Source organism: Pseudomonas sp. HOU2 (assembly GCF_040729435.1).
GTDB lineage: Bacteria > Pseudomonadota > Gammaproteobacteria > Pseudomonadales > Pseudomonadaceae > Aquipseudomonas.
On the sequence record NZ_CP160398.1, the window covers coordinates 4,683,333 to 4,700,068 of the forward strand.

The window sequence follows — 16,736 nt, forward strand, 5'->3', positions numbered from 1 at the left end:
GGCGGGATAGATGGCCAGAGTGGTTCTGGAGATCGATACGCAGCTGTATCGGATGTTGAAAGCATCGGCCGAGACCAATCAAGTGAGTCTCGAAGAGGAGTGCTGCCGTCGGCTGGCAGGGGGAGAGCGACGCTCTCGTTATTTGCAGGCCCTGGTGGCCGAATTGCGCGCCGAGGATGAACAACGGCGCGCCAACACCGGATGATTACTTCTTCTTCGCCGGGGCCGCTTTCGGGCAGTCGGAATCCTGGTAGCTGGCCGAACCGATGGCCTTGTTGGTTTTATATTCACTGAAGTCGTAACGCATGACCGCGCCTTTGGCCATCAGCTTGCGGTACGACGGGTTATTGCACACCGAAGCACCCAGCTGGAAATACACCGCTTTTGGATCAGCGCGCATCTTTTCGGCGTGGCTTGCCTGCACGCTCAGGTGGTTGATCAGGGTGATGCCTTCAACGGTGTAGCCCTGATCGAGAATGTCTTCGTTGATCGCCCGTGGTGTGCCGACGCTGCTTTGTTCAGCGATGTTGCGCAGTTCGCGATTCAGATTCTGCTCTTTCAGGGACGCAGCCTGTGCGCTGAAGGACAACGCCAATGCGATGGCCGCGGTAGGAACGATAAGGCGCAGCATGAAACTCTCCTGATTCAGTGACTGGTGGTTCGACCAGCCCCGTGGCTGTGCGTTCAGTGGCGGCGAATTATAGGGGAGCCGGTCTGGACGGTACAGGCTTGTGCCCGTTGCTCTGATAAACTGGCGATCTTTATTGCCTTGCCGAGTGTTGTTCGTGTCGAGTTTTCCTGCCTCCGGGCGCTGTCTGCAATGAATCACGCCCCCAACGCCGTCGCCCGCCTGCGCGACCAGCGCGAAGATGAAGGTATCAAGCCGATTCAGGCTCGGGGTTTTCGCTCCGAGCGTTGCCGCGACTGTCGGGTGATCATCAGCCATTGCCTGTGTGCCTGGCGCCCGACGGTCGACACCCGTTCCGGTGTGTGCCTGATCATGACCGGCAAGGAAGTGTTCAAGCCGAGCAACACGGGCTGGCTGATCGCCGATGTGGTGCGCGACAACCATGCATTCATCTGGTCGCGCACCGAGCCGGACGAACAGATGCTGGCGCTGCTCAACGATCCGCAATGGCAGCCGTATCTGGTGTTTCCGGGCGAATACGTCGAGCCGTCGCGGGTAACCAACACCGTCGTACTCGATAGCAGCAAGCGGCCGCTGTTCATTCTGCTGGACGCGACCTGGACCGAGGCGCGCAAGATCTTCCGCAAGAGTCCGTATTTCGACCGCTTGCCGATTCTCAGCCTGCTGCCCGACAGACTCTCGCGCTATCGCCTGCGCCGTTCCACCCGCAGCGAGCATTTGTGCACCGCCGAAGTAGCGGCGCTGTGTCTGGAACTGGCAGGCGACAGCGACGCCGCGTCGGCACTGGACGCCTATTTCGATGTATTCAGCCAGCATTATCTGGGCGCCAAACAGCAGCTGGAACTCAACGAGTCGACGCCGGCCCATGCCGAGTTGCTGCCCTATATACGAAAGCCGCAAGCGGTGTTGGCCCCATAGTGGCCCATACTTCACCCAGCGGCGGCCGTGCTGCTTGACCACCCCGGCTTCGCTGGGCATGCTTGGCGCCGATTGGGGTGCGGCCAAGGTTTGAAACGCCGTATTTGCTGTTGATTGGCGTTGAACGTGCCCCTGTGGATATCGCTTCAAAAGCGGCATCTTGAGTTGCTTTGGCCAGACCGGAATGCGCCGCGTCTGCCATCAAAAAACAGGATCATTTGAAAAATGGCCACATACGACATCCTGATTGCCGATGATCACCCTCTGTTTCGCAGCGCACTGCATCAGGCAGTGACCCTGGGTCTTGGCCCGGACGTTCGACTGGTGGAGGTGGCGAGCATCGCCGAGCTGGAAGCACGCCTGACCGAAAAATCCGACTGGGATCTGGTCTTGCTGGACCTGAATATGCCCGGCGCGTTTGGCTTTTCCGGGTTGGTCATGCTGCGCGGTCAATATCCGCAGATTCCGGTGGTGATGGTCTCGGCGCAGGAAGAAGCCTCGGTCATGGTCAAGTCCCGCGAGTTTGGCGCCAGTGGCTTCATTCCCAAGTCCAGCGACCTCAGCGTGATTCAGCAAGCCGTGCGCAAAGTGCTCGATGGCGATGTGTTCTGGCCCCCACAGGCGTTCGAAGCCGTCAGTGTCTCCGATGAAGCCAAAGCCGCCAGCGACGGTCTCGCCAGCCTGACGCCGCAGCAGTTCCGCGTGTTGACCATGGTCTGTGAAGGCTTGCTGAACAAGCAGATCGCCTATGAGTTGAACGTGTCCGAGGCGACCATCAAGGCCCACGTCACAGCAATTTTTCGCAAGCTGAACGTGCGCACCCGGACACAAGCGGCATTACTTCTGCAACAACTTGAGTCAATTCCGAGCCAATAATGGCGGTCGTCTTCACGCTTTTTTGACTTTTGTTGCTCTAGCTTTCCCACTCCTTTCTGGTTGGTTTTTACGTTATGTCACCTTTCAAGGGCCAGACCGGCCTGAAACGCATCCTCAACGCTTCCGGTTACTCGCTGGACGGCCTGCGCGCAGCCTTCACCGGCGAAGCAGCGTTCCGCCAATTGGTGCTGCTCAATGTGGTGCTGATTCCGTTGACGTTCTTCCTGAATGTCAGTCGCGTTGAACAGGCGCTGCTGATCGCCGTGTGCCTGCTGGCGTTGATCGTCGAGCTGCTGAATTCGGCGGTGGAAGCGGCCATTGACCGCATTTCCCTGGAATTGCACCCGCTGTCGAAGAACGCCAAGGACATGGGCAGCGCCGCGCAATTCGTGGCCCTGAGCATGATTGCTCTGGTGTGGGCGGTGATTCTGCTTTAAGCGATGCTTGGCAAGACGATCTCGTCGCTGCGCTGCACCCCGGCGGTGAAAGCGCGGCACAGGTCGAGAAACTCGCGCATGGCCGAGGTCTGGTATTTCTGCTTGTGCCAGATGAAGTAAAACTGCCGGGCCAGATCCAGATCCGGGGTTTCCACCGCCACCAGACTGCCACGGCGGAACGCATCACGCAGCGCCAGCCGTGAAATGCAGCCAATCCCCAATCCTGATTCCACCGCGCGTTTGATCGCTTCGGTGTGCTCCAGCTCCAGACGGATATTCAGCGCACTGCGATGGTGACGCATGGCCTGGTCGAAGGTCAGGCGCGTGCCTGACCCTTGTTCACGCAGAATCCACGCTTCGTGGGTCAGCTCTTCCATGGTCGCACTGCCGCGTTTGGCCAGCGGATGTTGCGGCGCACAGAACACCACCAGCTCATCCTCGACCCAGCTCTGCACTTCAATGTCCGGGTGGCTGCAGTCGCCTTCGATTAGACCCAGATCAATTTCATAGTGGGCCACTTGATGCACGATATTGGCGGTGTTCTGCACATGCAGTTTCACCTGGCTTTCCGGATGGCGCTGCATGAAGCCGCCGATCAACAGGGTCGCCAGATAATTGCCGATAGTCAGGGTGGCGCCCACTGACAGTGAGCCGAAACCGGATTTGCCGTTGAGCAGGTCTTCGATTTCCTTGGACTGGTCGAGCAGGGCCACCGCTTGCGGCAACAGCTGTTTGCCGAGGGCGTTGAGGCTCAGCCGTTTGCCGGCGCGATCGAACAGCTGGCAGCTGGACTGGCGCTCCAGTTCGGTAATAGAGGTGCTCGCCGCCGATTGCGAGAGGTTGAGCAGACCCGCAGCACGGGATACGCTTTCCTGCTGGGCGACGGCGACGAAGACTTGCAGTTGACGAAGAGTAAATCGCATATCGATATAACCGATAACCCTTATCTTAATAATCCAGTTAACAGATATTGTCGTCGCTATTAGAATGCGTTGCAATTGCGCACTGTCGGCCGCAAAGCCGAGCGCAGACCCAATATCCAGGAGTCCCACGTACATGAGCAACATGAACCACGAGCGTGTCCTCAGTGTTCATCACTGGAACGACACTCTGTTCAGCTTCAAGTGCACCCGTGATCCGGGCCTGCGCTTTGAGAACGGTCAGTTCGTGATGATCGGCCTGCAACAGCCCAACGGCCGCCCGCTTATGCGCGCTTACTCGATCGCCAGCCCGAACTGGGAAGAGCATCTGGAGTTCTTCAGCATCAAGGTGCAGGACGGTCCGCTGACCTCCCAACTGCAGCACCTGAAGGAAGGCGACGAGATCATCATCTCGAAGAAGCCTACCGGCACTCTGGTACTGGACGACCTGAATCCGGGCAAGCATCTGTACCTGCTGAGCACCGGCACCGGTCTTGCGCCATTCATGAGCGTGATCCAGGACCCGGAAACCTACGAGCGCTTTGAGAAAGTGATCCTGGTGCACGGCGTGCGCTACGTCAACGAAGTCGCCTACCGCGAATTCATCACCGAGCACCTGCCGCAGAACGAGTTCTTCGGCGAAGCGCTGCGTGACAAGCTGATCTACTACCCGACCGTGACTCGCGAGCCGTTCGAGAACCAGGGCCGTCTGACCGACCTGATGCGCAGCGGCAAGCTGTTCAGCGACATCGGCCTGCCACCGATCAACCCGCAGGACGACCGCGCGATGATCTGCGGCAGCCCGAGCATGCTCGACGAGACCAGCGAAGTGCTCGACAGCTTCGGCCTGAAGATCTCGGCGCGGATGCGCGAGCCGGGTGACTACTTGATCGAGCGTGCGTTCGTCGAGAAGTAAGCACCACGAAACAGCCCCCATTGCCCGCGAAGGCAATGGGGGCTTTTTTATGCCCGAAATATTTCCCTCATGCCTGCCACAATCCATGTAGGAGCTGCCGCAGGCTGCGATCTTTTGATTTTTCTTTTTAAGATCAAAAGATCGCAGCCTTCGGCAGCTCCTACATGGGGCACTGTTTCAAGTTGTGGCGGGGATCACTTCCAGCACGCAAATCTGCTCCGGCGTCGGGTAATGCCAACGCACGTCCAGATCCCAGAACTGCGCGCCGTACTCGCGCTCTGGCGCCGGCGTCTGATACGCCGGGCGCGGATCCTGGGCCAGACACTGCTCGATCAACTCGACCAAAGGCTCGCCAAGGCGCTGAGCATGCCCGTGCGCCTGTTGCAGCGCGGCCTCCGTCCACTGCACGTCGATCAGGTGCGGCGCAGCGCTGGCGATGCTGTTGGAGGCGTCAGCGATGATATCGGCGTAAGGCACATAAGGTTTGATGTCGAGAATCGGCGTGCCGTCGAGCAGATCGATCCCGGAAATGAACAGCCGATTGGCCTCGACCTTGTCCAGCTTCACCACCGACTGCCCGATGCCATTGGGCCGATGCGTCGCACGGGTGGCGAACACGCCCATCGACTTATTACCGCCCAGCCGTGGCGGGCGCACTTTCAGGCGCGGCTTTTCTTCCAGCGCCTGATGAAACAGGAATAACAGCCAGACATGGCTGACCTGCTCCAGCCCCTGCACGGCATCCCCCTGATCGAACGGCGCCACCAGTTCCAGCACGCCACGGGCGGCGGGGGCCAGTTGCGGCTGGCGCGGGATGGCGAACTTCTCCTTGAAGCAGGAGCGTACGAAGCCGATAGGGGAGACGGTGTAGGTCATGGTCTGGAGTCGAGGCGGGAACAGGGTGGCGATGATAACCCGGGAGGGGTTCAGGGCGGGTGTTGACCGGGCCGGCGCCTTCGCGGGCGAGCCCGCTCCCACGGGGATTTCAGTTGAAATCAGATTTTGTGTTCGTCACAAAACCTGTGGGAGCGTGGCTTGCCCGCGAAGGCCGCGCCGCCGATTCAGAGCTTGCGCTGCAGATCAGCCGCGAACGCGCAGGGTCAGGCCCTTGAGGAAGTTGCGCAGCAACTGGTCGCCGCACGGACGGTAGTTGGTGTGGCCGACCTTGCGGAACAACGCGCTCAGCTCAGGCTTGGACACCGGGAACTCGGCAGCCTTGAGGATCGCGTGCATGTCGTCTTCCTTGAGTTCAAAGGCCACGCGCAGCTTTTTCAGGATGATGTTGTTGGTCACCGGCACTTCGATCGGTTGCGGCGGACGGCTTTCGTCCTTGCCGCGCTTGAACACCACCAGACCGTCGAGGAAGTGTGCGATGACTTCGTCCGGGCAGCGCACGAAACCCTCTTCGTCTTCTTCTTTCTTGTCGAGCCAGGTGATCACGTCGGCGAGGGTCACGTCCATGCCGCCGAGTTTGATGATCTCGACAACTTTCTTGTCGCTGATGTCGAGCATGTAGCGCACGCTGCGCAATACGTCGTTATGAACCATGAGGGTAATCCTGATATTTCGTTGTGGGCAACGCGCAGGCGCGTTGCCGGAGTGTGTGGCGGCAACAGAGGCGTCAGAACTTCTCTTTGCCGGACAGGTAGCGCCATTGGCCCACCGGAACCTTGCCGATCGATACACCGCCGATGCGGATGCGACGGATGCCGACGACCTTCAGGCCAACCGCTTCGCAAAACTGGGCGATGATCCCGGGCTGCGGGTTCTTCATGGCGAAGCGCAGACGGTTTTCGTTCTGCCAGCTGGCCTTGACCGGCGGCAGTTCCTTGCCCTTGTGGGTAAGGCCGTGCTGCAGGCGGTTGAGGCCGTGGGCAACCATGTCGCCCTCGACCTCGACCACGTATTCCTGCTCGATCTTGGCCGCATCGGCAGTCAGTTTGCGCAGCACTTTCCAGTCCTGCGTAAACACCAGCAGGCCGCTGGCCTTGGGCTGCAGATCGGCGCTGGCGGTCAGGCGCAGAAAATGCCCGCGCAACGGACGTTTGCCGTAGCGGTGTTCTTCGCTGAGAGTGTCGGCGCCGAGTGTCTGCATGGCGTCTTCAGTGCTCATGCCGGCCGGCACGTTGAGCAGGATGGTCACCGGCTCTGGCGCGGTGGCCTTGGCGTCCTTGTCGAGTTCGACTTTCTGCTCGCCGACCTTGAATTGCGGTTCGTCGATCACTTCGCCGTCCACGGTGACCCAGCCGCCCTCGATGAACAGCTCGGCCTCCCGGCGGGAGCAACCGACCAGTTCGATGAGGCGTTTGGAGAGGCGAATCGGGTCAGTCATGACAGGGCCGTAACAAAAAAGGGGTGGGCATTGTACCTGCCTGGCGCCGGTTAAGCCCGGTTCCATTTGCAGGGTGTTCGCAATTCCTGTGGGAGCTGGCTTGCCAGCGATGGCATCACCTCGGTGCTTCTGTCAGACCGAGTCGCCTGCATCGCTGGCAAGCCAGCCCCCACAGGGTTCTACGATGTGTCAGGCATGGCTGGAGCGCTGCTGCCTCTGGCGCAAGCGCATATGCAGCAGCGGATACGGCTGGCCCATGCCATCCACCTCCGAGCGGCCGATCACTTCAAAACCCTGCTTGAAATAAAAACCCAGCGCCTGCGGGTTCTGTTCGTTGACGTCGAGTTCATCGGCATTCAGGTGCTGCATGGCGTAGTTGAGCAGTTTCTTGCCCAAACCCTGGCCGCGATGCTCGGGATCGATGAACAGCATCTCGATCTTGCCTGCCGCCACGCCGGCGAACCCGGTGATACGCTGGTTGGCGTCCTTGGTGCAGATCAGCATCACTGCATCCAGGTAACGCGTGAGCACCAGATTGCGCAGCAATTCGATGTAGCTGTCCGGCAGAAAATCATGGGTCGCGCGAACCGAGGCCTCCCAGACCCGGGTCAGTTCCTGATAGTCGCTGAGTTTCGGCGTGTGAATGACCGAATGCTGACGCATGCCCGGCTGCCTCTTTTCAAATGGATGAGCGGGATTCCTTCCCACTGCAAACGATAGACGCAAAAAAGCCCCGCATCTCGTAAAAAAGAGCGGGGCTTTTGATATCAGCGCAATCCCTGCAGGAGCTGTCGAGTGAAACGAGGCTGCGAGCTTTCCAAGAGCAAAAGATCGCAGCCTGCGGCAGCTCCTACAGGTGCGCGGTGTTTAGATCTGCTCAGCCCACAGGTCGTATTCGTCGGCGTCAGTCACCTTGCACCAGACCTTGTCGCCCGGCTTGAGGTTGCTGCCGTTGTCGATGAACACGTTGCCGTCGATTTCCGGGGCATCGAAGAAGCAGCGGCCAACCGCGCCTTGCTCGTCGACTTCGTCCACCAGCACTTCGATCTCGCGGCCGATGCGCATCTGCAGGCGTGCCGAGCTGATCGCCTGCTGGTGCGCCATGAAGCGCTCCCAACGATCCTGCTTGACGTCGTCCGGAACGATTTCCAAGTCCAGATCATTGGCCGGCGCGCCTTCCACCGGCGAGTACTGGAAGCAACCGACGCGGTCGAGCTGGGCTTCGGTCAGCCAGTTCAGCAGGTACTGGAAGTCTTCTTCGGTTTCGCCCGGGAAGCCGACGATGAAGGTCGAGCGGATGATCAGATCCGGGCAGATCTCGCGCCAGTTCTTGATCCGCGCCAGGGTCTTGTCTTCGAACGCCGGGCGTTTCATCGACTTCAGGACTTTCGGGCTGGCGTGCTGGAACGGGATGTCCAGGTACGGCAGGATCTTGCCGGCGGCCATCAGCGGGATCAGCTCGTCAACGTGCGGGTACGGGTAAACGTAGTGCAGACGAACCCAGACGCCCAAGGTGCTCAGTGCTTCGCAGAGTTCGGTCATGCGGGTTTTCACCGGCGCGCCGTTCCAGAAACCGGTGCGGTATTTCACGTCGACGCCGTAGGCGCTGGTGTCTTGCGAAATCACCAGCAGCTCTTTGACGCCGGACTTGACCAGACGCTGGGCTTCGTCGAGCACGTCGCCCACCGGACGGCTGACCAGTTTGCCGCGCATCGACGGGATGATGCAGAAGCTGCAGCTGTGGTTGCAGCCTTCGGAAATTTTCAAGTACGCGTAGTGCCGCGGGGTCAGCTTGATGCCTTGCGGCGGCACCAGGTCGATCAGCGGGTTGTGATCCTGACGCGGCGGCACCACTTCGTGGACGGCGTTGACCACTTGCTCGTACTGCTGCGGACCGGTGACGGACAGCACGCTCGGGTGCACGTCGCGGATATTGCCTTCTTCCACGCCCATGCAACCGGTGACGATGACCTTGCCGTTTTCCTTGATCGCTTCACCGATCACTTCCAGCGACTCAGCCTTGGCCGAGTCGATGAAACCGCAGGTATTGACCACGACCACGTCGGCGTCCTGATAGGTGGACACCACGTCATAGCCTTCCATGCGCAGCTGGGTCAGGATGCGCTCGGAGTCGACCAGTGCTTTCGGGCAACCCAGAGATACAAAGCCAACCTTTGGATTGGCCGGCGCAGGAGTGGTGGACATGTCTAACCTCGGTGTTTTGTGACGTCGCTTGCCGTGTGGGAAAACCGACGGATGGGCGCTTAGGGTGCGCCTCTGATCAAAAAGTGCGCAATTCTAGCGATGAGCAACGCACTTGACCAGCTTTATGCAGGGAAATACGACGAGTGCTGCGCTATGCTTCGCGCCGTTGAGCTTTACCAATTTTTTACAGTCAACAAAACGTCTGTAACAACAGGTAAAACAGCGCATGCTGCACCACAAAGCATAGTGCTTCATTCAAAGAAGCCGGTTTGAGAATCAGGAGTGTTGGATGGGTCAGGCAAGTAGTCAGGCGGCGGGCGCCGAGCATTCGGCTGCAAAACCGCTGAGCATGCTGGTCGCGGCAGTCGGAGTGGTTTACGGCGACATCGGCACGAGCCCGTTGTACACCCTCAAAGAAGTGTTTTCCGGCGGCTATGGCGTGCCCGTCAATCACGATGGGGTGCTGGGCATTCTGTCGTTGATCTTCTGGTCGCTGATCTGGGTCGTTTCGATCAAATACATGATGTTCGTCCTGCGCGCCGACAACCAGGGCGAAGGCGGCATCATGGCGCTCACCGCACTGGCACGGCGTGCGGCGGGGGGGCGCAAGAAGTTGCGTTCATTGCTGGTGGTTTGCGGACTGATCGGCGCGGCGCTGTTTTACGGCGACAGCATGATCACCCCGGCGATTTCCGTGTTGTCGGCGATCGAAGGTCTGGGCCTGGCATTCGATGGCATCGACCACTGGGTGGTGCCGCTGTCGCTGGTGGTGCTGGTCGGCTTGTTTCTGATCCAGAGCCACGGTACGGCGCGGATCGGCATTCTGTTCGGGCCGATCATGGTCACCTGGTTCCTGGTGCTCGGCGCCCTCGGCGTGTACGGCATCAGCCATTACCCGGAAGTGCTGCACGCGATGAATCCGGTCTGGGCCGTGCGCTTTTTCATGGTTCACACCGGCATGGGCGTGGCGATCCTCGGCGCCGTGGTGCTGGCGCTGACCGGTGCTGAAGCGCTGTACGCCGACATGGGCCACTTCGGGCGCAAGCCGATTGCCCGTGCGTGGTTCCTGCTGGTGCTGCCGGCGCTGGTGCTGAACTACTTCGGTCAGGGGGCGCTGCTGCTGGAAAACCCGGAAGCGGCACGTAACCCGTTCTACCTGCTGGCACCGAGCTGGGCGCTGATTCCGCTGGTGGGGCTGTCGACCCTGGCCACGGTGATCGCCTCGCAAGCGGTGATTTCCGGTGCGTTTTCCCTGACCCGTCAGGCGATCCAGCTCGGCTATATTCCGCGCATGTACATCCAGCACACCTCCAGCGATGAACAAGGTCAGATCTACATCGGCGCGGTGAACTGGTCGCTGATGGTCGGCGTAGTGCTGCTGGTACTCGGCTTCGAATCTTCTGGCGCGCTGGCCTCGGCTTACGGCGTGGCGGTAACCGGCACCATGCTGATGACCACCATTCTGGTCTCGGCCGTGATGCTGCTGCTGTGGAAATGGCCGCCGATCCTCGCGGTGCCGGTGCTGATCGGTTTCCTGCTGGTGGACGGTCTGTACTTCGCCGCCAACGTGCCGAAAATCGTCCAGGGCGGTGCGTTCCCGGTGATCGCCGGTATCGCCCTGTTCGTGCTGATGACCACTTGGAAGCGCGGCAAGCAATTGCTGGTCGAGCGCCTCGACGAAGGCGCGCTGCCGCTGCCGATCTTCATTAGCAGCATCCGCGTGCAACCGCCGCACCGTGTACAGGGTACTGCGGTGTTCCTCACCGCGCGCTCCGACGCCGTCCCGCATGCGCTGTTGCACAACCTGCTGCACAACCAGGTGTTGCACGAGCAAGTGGTGCTGCTGACCGTGGTCTACGAAGACATCCCGCGTGTGCCGCCATCGCGTCGATTCGAAGTCGAGGCCCACGGCGAAGGCTTCTTCCGCGTCATCCTGCACTTCGGCTTCACCGACGAGCCGGACGTGCCGCAGGCGCTGAAGCTGTGTCATCTGGATGAGCTGGACTTCAGCCCGATGCGCACCACCTACTTCCTCAGCCGCGAAACGGTGATCGCCTCGAAACTCGAAGGCATGGCTCGCTGGCGCGAGGCGCTGTTTGCGTTCATGTTGAAGAATGCCAACGGCAACCTGCGGTTCTTCAATCTGCCGCTGAACCGGGTGATTGAACTGGGGACGCAGGTGGAGATGTAGGTCCTGCCTTGAATGAAAAGCCCCCGCCAGCCAAAAGGCTGACGGGGGCTTTTTTGTGGGCGGCAACTTCAGATCAAAAGATCGCAGCCTTCGGCAGCTCCTACAGGTTTCGCATTCCATGTAGGAGCTGCCGAAGGCTGCGATCTTTTGATCTTTAAACCTCTACAGGCTTTCAGGTATCTCTGTTTCAGACTCGGTCTTCGTGCGCGCAGGTCGCGGCATCAGTGTCTGGATCACGTCATCAAGCAAAGCCTTGCCCATCAGCGTCAGGTAGTGCGCAGCCCAGGCGTGGCGGTCGGTGTCTCTGGTGAAGGCAGCGTCTTCGGTGAATGATTTGGCGAGGGACAGCAGGTCGGAGGATTGGGACAGTGCATCGAGGATCGGGATGCCAGAGCGGACATTGAAGAACGCTTGATCCGAGTGGTAGAGGAAGGGGGTGCAGCCGATGGTTTTAAGATCAGATGGATTGTTCATTGTCAGTTCCCTTGATTTCGAGAGCTGCCGCATCCGATACCAAGCGAATGGGTGGCAGCTGTGCGCAGGTTGGTAAACCGGGGAATCAAGGAAACCGGCACGCTCGAAAGCGTCCCACACACAGCTGCCATAACACAGGGGCTCGGACGGGATAACGCCTGAGTCGTGTCGGGTGCGCTGTTGCGCCTTATTCCACCGGGTTACCAAGCCCGATCGCTGAATGGGTCAGCGACGTCCGGAGAGTATCCCGTCAAAAAACAGCGCAATAGAACGGCACAGCGTCCAAATACGAGTTTCGGAGTTTGCCTACAAGGTCTGTGGGCGTCATCTGATATTGCGAAACTGGAAGTAAACGATACTAAACGTCTGACACGAACTAGCGTGTGCAAATGAGCGAGGCATGTATGACGGCATCATCGGAACAAGAAAAGCATGATGATCTCGAGAATCTTCGAATTGAAGCCGAAGCAATGGAACGACTGATCAACCTCGACCCGGCTCAAGCGATCAGCCATTACGATATGCGGGCAAGATACGCTTGCCGGGGCTAATGATTACTTGAGTCCCGCGCAATTCCCCTGTGGGAGCGAGCTTGCTCGCGAAGGCGTAGTGTCAGTCGGCGAATCTGTTGACTGACCCGCCGCATTCGCGAGCAAGCTCGCTCCCACAGGGGATTTTGGTGGAGGCTGGAATGTAAAAAGCCCCCGCAACCGTGAGGCTGCGAGGGCTTTCCGTTTTGCCGGATCAGATCACTCTGCCGGCTGATCCTTGCTCTGACGTTTCTCGATCAAGTCCACCAGACGCTTGGCCAGCGCCGGGTAGTTCTCGTCGAAGTGGTGGCCGCCAGGCAGTTTCACCGCTTCGCCGACTGCCGTCTTGTCGGTGCAGCCGCTTTCGTCGGTTTCTTCGGCGCCGTAGATGCACACCACTTTGGCGGCGGGCAGCTTGGCCATTTCCGGGCCAGTGGCGGCTTCTTTGCCGGCGTTGCCGAGCCAGCCTTCGACTTCGATTTCGAAGCTGCCGGTGCGGGCGAAGGCCAGCAGGATGATGGCGTCGACGCGCTGTTGCTCGGTGTCCGGCAGGCGGTTGTAGATCGCCGGCAGGACGTCGGCACCGAACGAGTAACCGGTCAGGATGAAGCGTTTGGTGCCCCATTTCTGCCGGTAGTGCTGCATCAGTTCGGTCAGGTCCAGCGCGCTTTGCTCAGGGCTCTTGTGCTGCCAGTAGTAGCGCAAGGTGTCGATGCCGACCACCGGGTAACCGATCTTGGCCATCTCGCCGGCCACGTCGCGGTCGAGGTCGCGCCAGCCGCCGTCACCGGAGAGGAACAGGGTCACGGTGTCTTTGGCCTGACCGGCCGGCACTTCCACCACCGGGATCGCCAGACCGCCGTTGGCCTTGTCGCCGCCGACGAGGATCTTGCGCAGCTCGTTGTTCAGCACTTGCGGCAGGTTGATGTCGTAGTCGCTGATGCTGGTTTCGGCGTTCGGTTGATCGCGCACGAAACCGGCGCTGGTGTCGTCCGGATTGTCGTTCCATGCCACCAGCCAGTGGCCATGAGCGGCGGATTTCGGCAGCAGGTGGGTGCAACCGGGTTTTTCCAAGGCCAGGTCGACCGAGATCGCCTGGGCCTTGTCATCTTTCTGCTCGGACAACCAGCGCCAGGCCAGTACCGCGCCAGGGCCGATACCGCTGACCAGCGTGGCCGGGCCATTCAGTTCGCGCAGGCCGGTTTGCAGGGCGCGGCTCTGTTGCAGGCAGTCCTTGGGCAGAATCACCTGAACGATCTGCGCCGAGGCGCTGCGGCTCAGGGTGCTCAGTTGGTTGTCGGTCAGCTTCTGGTCGTCATTGACCGCGACCAGCACCTGCGCCTTGGGCTGGGTGCCGGGAATGACGCGGGTCATGACCGTGCCGTCGGCGGCCGTGAGTGGTTGCAGAGTCGGTTGCGGTGCCGGGCGTTTGAGGTACCAGTAACCGCCGCCGGCAATCACGGCCAGCACGATCAGTGCGGCCAGGATGTACTTCAGGGAGCGTTGAATCATCAGCGTTTCACCAATCCAGTCAAGCCGCCCGCGATCAGGGCAGCAGTATCGGCCAGCGCCACCAGCGGATCGAGTCCGGCGGGCACTGCCATATAACGGGGTTCCCAGTCAGGCTGGAACTTGTCTTTGAAGCGGCGCAAGCCTTGGAAGTTGTACAACTGCTCACCACGGCGGAAGACCATCGAGCCCAGACGCTGGGTCAGCGGTGCACCACGCCGGGGTTGCAACCCCGACAACGGCACCATGCCCAGGCTGAAGCGCGCGTATCCGTGACTCTTATAGTGTTGAATCAAACCGACCATCAGGAATTCCATGGTCAGCTTGGGGGCGTCCGGGTGCGAGCGCATCAGGTCGAGACTGGCCAGGTCATGGCTGAAAGTCTCGAGCAGGTTGGCGAACGCCACCGGGCGGCCTTCGAAGCGAATCACCGCAATGCGGAAATGTTTCAGGTAATCGTCGCTGAACCGACCGAGGGAGAAACCTTTCTCGCGCACGTTCTTGCCGGTCAGCCACGCATCGGAAATCACTTTCAACTCATCCATCGGCGCCTGGCCCGGTTCATGGATTTCCAGCGACAGACCATCGCGGGTACCACGGTTCCAGGTGTAGCGCAGGTCTTTCATCTCTTTGCCTTTGGCCTCCAGGTCAAAGCGCTGCAGATCGACCCGGGCTTCTTCGCCGAGCTTGATCGCGGTCAGGCCGATGTCCATGTAGTACGGCAGGTTTTCCGCACGTACCTGATAGAACACCGGACGGGCGTGATGGATGTCGCACAGGTCGCGGAACTGCCAGATCATCTCGGCGCGTTGCTGGCCGGGGCCGATCGGATCGTACAGTGCTACCAGGCTACGGCCACGGCGGGCGTACATCAGGAAGGCTTCGTCGTTCTGGTGAAACAGCAACGCCTTGTCACCGGTCAGTGCGAGGCCACCATCGGGTTGCGACGAAGCCATCAGGATTTTCGCCGCGCGATCCAGTTCGTCCGGGGTCGGCAGGTGGATCACCGGGCGCGCGGTACGCAGCAGCCAGGTCAGCGCGATCACCAGCAACAACACGGCGGCGCCGAGCAGCGAACGCAAGCCGCGCGGGGCGTCTGCGTCGAGGGTGAACTGCCACCACAGTTGATGGCTGTAAGGCACGTCCTGATAGGCGAACAGCAGCAACCAGGTCGAAGCGCCCAGGACGCAGAGGCTGGCCACCAGATACAGCGGCGAGAAGGGCAGTTCGGTCAGGCGACTCGGGCGATAGAACGAACGGCGGAACACCCCCAGCAGCGCAGCGGTGAGGGTCATCAGCGTGGCTTCTTCCCAGTCGAAGCCTTTGAGCAGCGAGAGCAGCGCGCCGACCAGCAACAGAATGGTGGTCAACATCCACGCGGCTGACAGGCGACGGCGCAGGCCCTGCGCCAGCATCAGACACAGCACGCCGATCAGACTGGCGCCGAAGTGCGAGGCGTCGACCAGGCGATGCGGGATCAGAAAACCGATGTGTTCCAGACGCGTGTCGATCTCCGGGGTGGCGCCGGAAAACAGCAGTACCACACCGGACAGGAACACCAGCACCGCCAGAATCGGTGCGGCCAGACCGGATGCGGCGCGCATGGTCTGGGTCTGGAACAGGCGCTGGCCTTCGTTGATCAGCAAAAACAGGCAGGCCACCAGCAGCGGCAGCACCACATAGATCAGCCGATAGAGCAGCAGGGCGGCGGCCAGCGGCGCGGCACCAAGGGTGTCGGCAAACGCGGCGAGCAGGATCGCTTCGAAGACCCCGACACCCCCCGGCACATGGCTGAGGACGCCGGCGGCCAGGGCCAGCAGGTACACCAGCAGGAAAGCGCCGAACGGCGGGGCTTCCGGCAGCAGCAGATACAGCACGGTGGCCGCTGCGGCGACGTCGAGGGCGGTGATGATCAGTTGCAGGAAGGTCAGGCGTCGGCCCGGCAGGCGCAGCGTCCGGCGACCGGCCCTGACCAGCAGGTTGTCGCGGTACGGCTGCTCCGGCAGGCGTCGGCGATAGATGCCGATCGCCAGAATCGCGCCCAGACCCAGCACCACCATGGCAATCGTGCCGAGCAGGCCTTCTGACAGGCCCAGTGCGGCGGAGGCGGCGGGCAGGTCGCTCAGGGTCGCGAGAGCCGCCAGCGGAGGCAGGGCGCACCCCAGCGACAGGCTGGCGAACAGGGTCATGTGCGCGACTTCCGACGCCCCCAGACCATGGCGTGCATATAAACGGTAGCGCACCGAGCCGCCGGACAGCAGCGACAAGCCGATGGCGTTGCCAATCGCAAACGCGGTGAAACCGCCCAGCGCCAGAGTGCGCGGCGGCAGTGTCACGCCGGCATAGCGGCTGGCCGACCATTCATAGCCCAGCAAGATGATGAAGCCGACCACCGTCGCAGCCACTGCGCCGAGCAGGGCCGGTTTTGGCACCGCCAGGATCGAGTCGTGCAATGCGTAGAGATCGAGCTCGCTCAGCAGGTGGCGACAGGCAATCAGCGCAATGGCAAACAGCAGCAACGTGACCGCCAGTCCGATCGGCTGGCGATATTTGCTCAACCGATCCAGCAAGCGCAGGCGCTCGGGTTTGATCGGATGTTCTGCTGTGACGGTGTCTTGTGAATCAGACGAGTTGGCGCGCATCAATCACCTCTTGGATTGTGCGCGACAGGATGGAGGTATCCAGCCAAGTTACCAATCCCTGTAGAAAAAAATAATCACAAAATACTACGCCTCTCATCCGGGATCGGCGAGTGCGGGTCATGGATTGCAGACGTCTT

Annotated in this window: 16 protein-coding genes; 6 read left to right on the forward strand and 10 right to left on the reverse strand. The window is 60.6% G+C overall.

The window, feature by feature from the left end; translation table 11 throughout:
* Window positions 1-10: 10 nt before the first annotated feature.
* Complete coding sequence (locus ABV589_RS21120) at window positions 11-205, forward strand: hypothetical protein (RefSeq protein WP_007964369.1); 195 nt, start codon at window positions 11-13, stop codon at window positions 203-205.
* Here ABV589_RS21120 and ABV589_RS21125 read toward each other — a convergent pair whose 3' ends face one another.
* Complete coding sequence (locus ABV589_RS21125) at window positions 206-631, reverse strand: PA3611 family quorum-sensing-regulated virulence factor (protein WP_007964371.1); 426 nt, start codon at window positions 629-631, stop codon at window positions 206-208. It lies immediately after the preceding gene.
* A 189-nt stretch (window positions 632-820) separates the two neighbouring features.
* Between ABV589_RS21125 and ABV589_RS21130 the strand changes: the two genes are divergently transcribed.
* The 3 genes from ABV589_RS21130 to ABV589_RS21140 all read left to right on the forward strand — a co-directional run bounded on the left by ABV589_RS21130 (window position 821) and on the right by ABV589_RS21140 (window position 2,880).
* Window positions 821-1,567, forward strand: a complete 747-nt coding sequence (locus ABV589_RS21130; protein ID WP_367083432.1) for a tRNA-uridine aminocarboxypropyltransferase — start codon at window positions 821-823, stop codon at window positions 1,565-1,567.
* 225 nt (window positions 1,568-1,792) lie between these two features.
* The gene (gene erdR / locus ABV589_RS21135) at window positions 1,793-2,443 is read left to right on the forward strand and encodes a response regulator transcription factor ErdR (RefSeq protein WP_367083434.1); all 651 of its coding nucleotides are present in this window, start codon (window positions 1,793-1,795) and stop codon (window positions 2,441-2,443) included.
* Between the two features lie 74 nt (window positions 2,444-2,517).
* On the forward strand, window positions 2,518-2,880 hold the full coding sequence (locus ABV589_RS21140; RefSeq protein ID WP_003222276.1) for a diacylglycerol kinase: 363 nt from the start codon (window positions 2,518-2,520) through the stop codon (window positions 2,878-2,880).
* On the opposite strand, the gene ABV589_RS21145 is transcribed toward ABV589_RS21140, so the two are convergent.
* A complete protein-coding gene (locus tag ABV589_RS21145; protein ID WP_007964377.1) occupies window positions 2,877-3,803 on the reverse strand; it encodes a LysR family transcriptional regulator in 927 nt (308 codons plus the stop codon). The two genes, ABV589_RS21140 and ABV589_RS21145, sit on opposite strands and share 4 nt — an antisense overlap.
* 133 nt (window positions 3,804-3,936) lie before the next feature.
* Between ABV589_RS21145 and fpr the strand changes: the two genes are divergently transcribed.
* On the forward strand, window positions 3,937-4,716 hold the full coding sequence (fpr, locus tag ABV589_RS21150) for a ferredoxin-NADP reductase (RefSeq protein WP_007908723.1): 780 nt from the start codon (window positions 3,937-3,939) through the stop codon (window positions 4,714-4,716).
* Between the two features lie 177 nt (window positions 4,717-4,893).
* On the opposite strand, the gene tsaA is transcribed toward fpr, so the two are convergent.
* From tsaA to rimO, 5 genes are all read right to left on the reverse strand, one after another.
* Complete coding sequence (tsaA, locus tag ABV589_RS21155) at window positions 4,894-5,592, reverse strand: tRNA (N6-threonylcarbamoyladenosine(37)-N6)-methyltransferase TrmO (protein ID WP_367083437.1); 699 nt, start codon at window positions 5,590-5,592, stop codon at window positions 4,894-4,896.
* Between the two features lie 204 nt (window positions 5,593-5,796).
* Window positions 5,797-6,264, reverse strand: a complete 468-nt coding sequence (locus ABV589_RS21160; RefSeq protein WP_007964379.1) for a DUF1456 family protein — start codon at window positions 6,262-6,264, stop codon at window positions 5,797-5,799.
* 73 nt (window positions 6,265-6,337) lie between these two features.
* A complete protein-coding gene (locus tag ABV589_RS21165; protein ID WP_367083439.1) occupies window positions 6,338-7,048 on the reverse strand; it encodes an rRNA pseudouridine synthase in 711 nt (236 codons plus the stop codon).
* A gap of 189 nt (window positions 7,049-7,237) precedes the next feature.
* A complete protein-coding gene (locus ABV589_RS21170; RefSeq protein WP_367083441.1) occupies window positions 7,238-7,711 on the reverse strand; it encodes a GNAT family N-acetyltransferase in 474 nt (157 codons plus the stop codon).
* 204 nt (window positions 7,712-7,915) lie between these two features.
* A complete protein-coding gene (rimO, locus tag ABV589_RS21175; RefSeq protein ID WP_007964382.1) occupies window positions 7,916-9,253 on the reverse strand; it encodes a 30S ribosomal protein S12 methylthiotransferase RimO in 1,338 nt (445 codons plus the stop codon).
* Between the two features lie 289 nt (window positions 9,254-9,542).
* Here rimO and ABV589_RS21180 point away from each other — a divergent pair, with 289 nt between their 5' ends.
* The gene (locus tag ABV589_RS21180) at window positions 9,543-11,444 is read left to right on the forward strand and encodes a potassium transporter Kup (protein WP_007964383.1); all 1,902 of its coding nucleotides are present in this window, start codon (window positions 9,543-9,545) and stop codon (window positions 11,442-11,444) included.
* Window positions 11,445-11,606: 162 nt separating this feature from the next.
* Here the strand turns inward: ABV589_RS21180 and ABV589_RS21185 are convergent, their stop codons facing one another.
* The 3 genes from ABV589_RS21185 to mprF form a co-directional block, all read right to left on the reverse strand.
* The gene (locus ABV589_RS21185; RefSeq protein ID WP_367083444.1) at window positions 11,607-11,918 is read right to left on the reverse strand and encodes a DUF3077 domain-containing protein; all 312 of its coding nucleotides are present in this window, start codon (window positions 11,916-11,918) and stop codon (window positions 11,607-11,609) included.
* Window positions 11,919-12,667: 749 nt separating this feature from the next.
* Window positions 12,668-13,960, reverse strand: a complete 1,293-nt coding sequence (locus ABV589_RS21190) for an AcvB/VirJ family lysyl-phosphatidylglycerol hydrolase (RefSeq protein WP_007964390.1) — start codon at window positions 13,958-13,960, stop codon at window positions 12,668-12,670.
* Entirely contained in the window at window positions 13,960-16,599 is a 2,640-nt protein-coding gene (mprF, locus tag ABV589_RS21195) for a bifunctional lysylphosphatidylglycerol flippase/synthetase MprF (RefSeq protein ID WP_007964392.1), read from the reverse strand. Before mprF ends, ABV589_RS21190 begins: the two co-directional genes overlap by 1 nt.
* Window positions 16,600-16,736 lie beyond the last annotated feature (137 nt).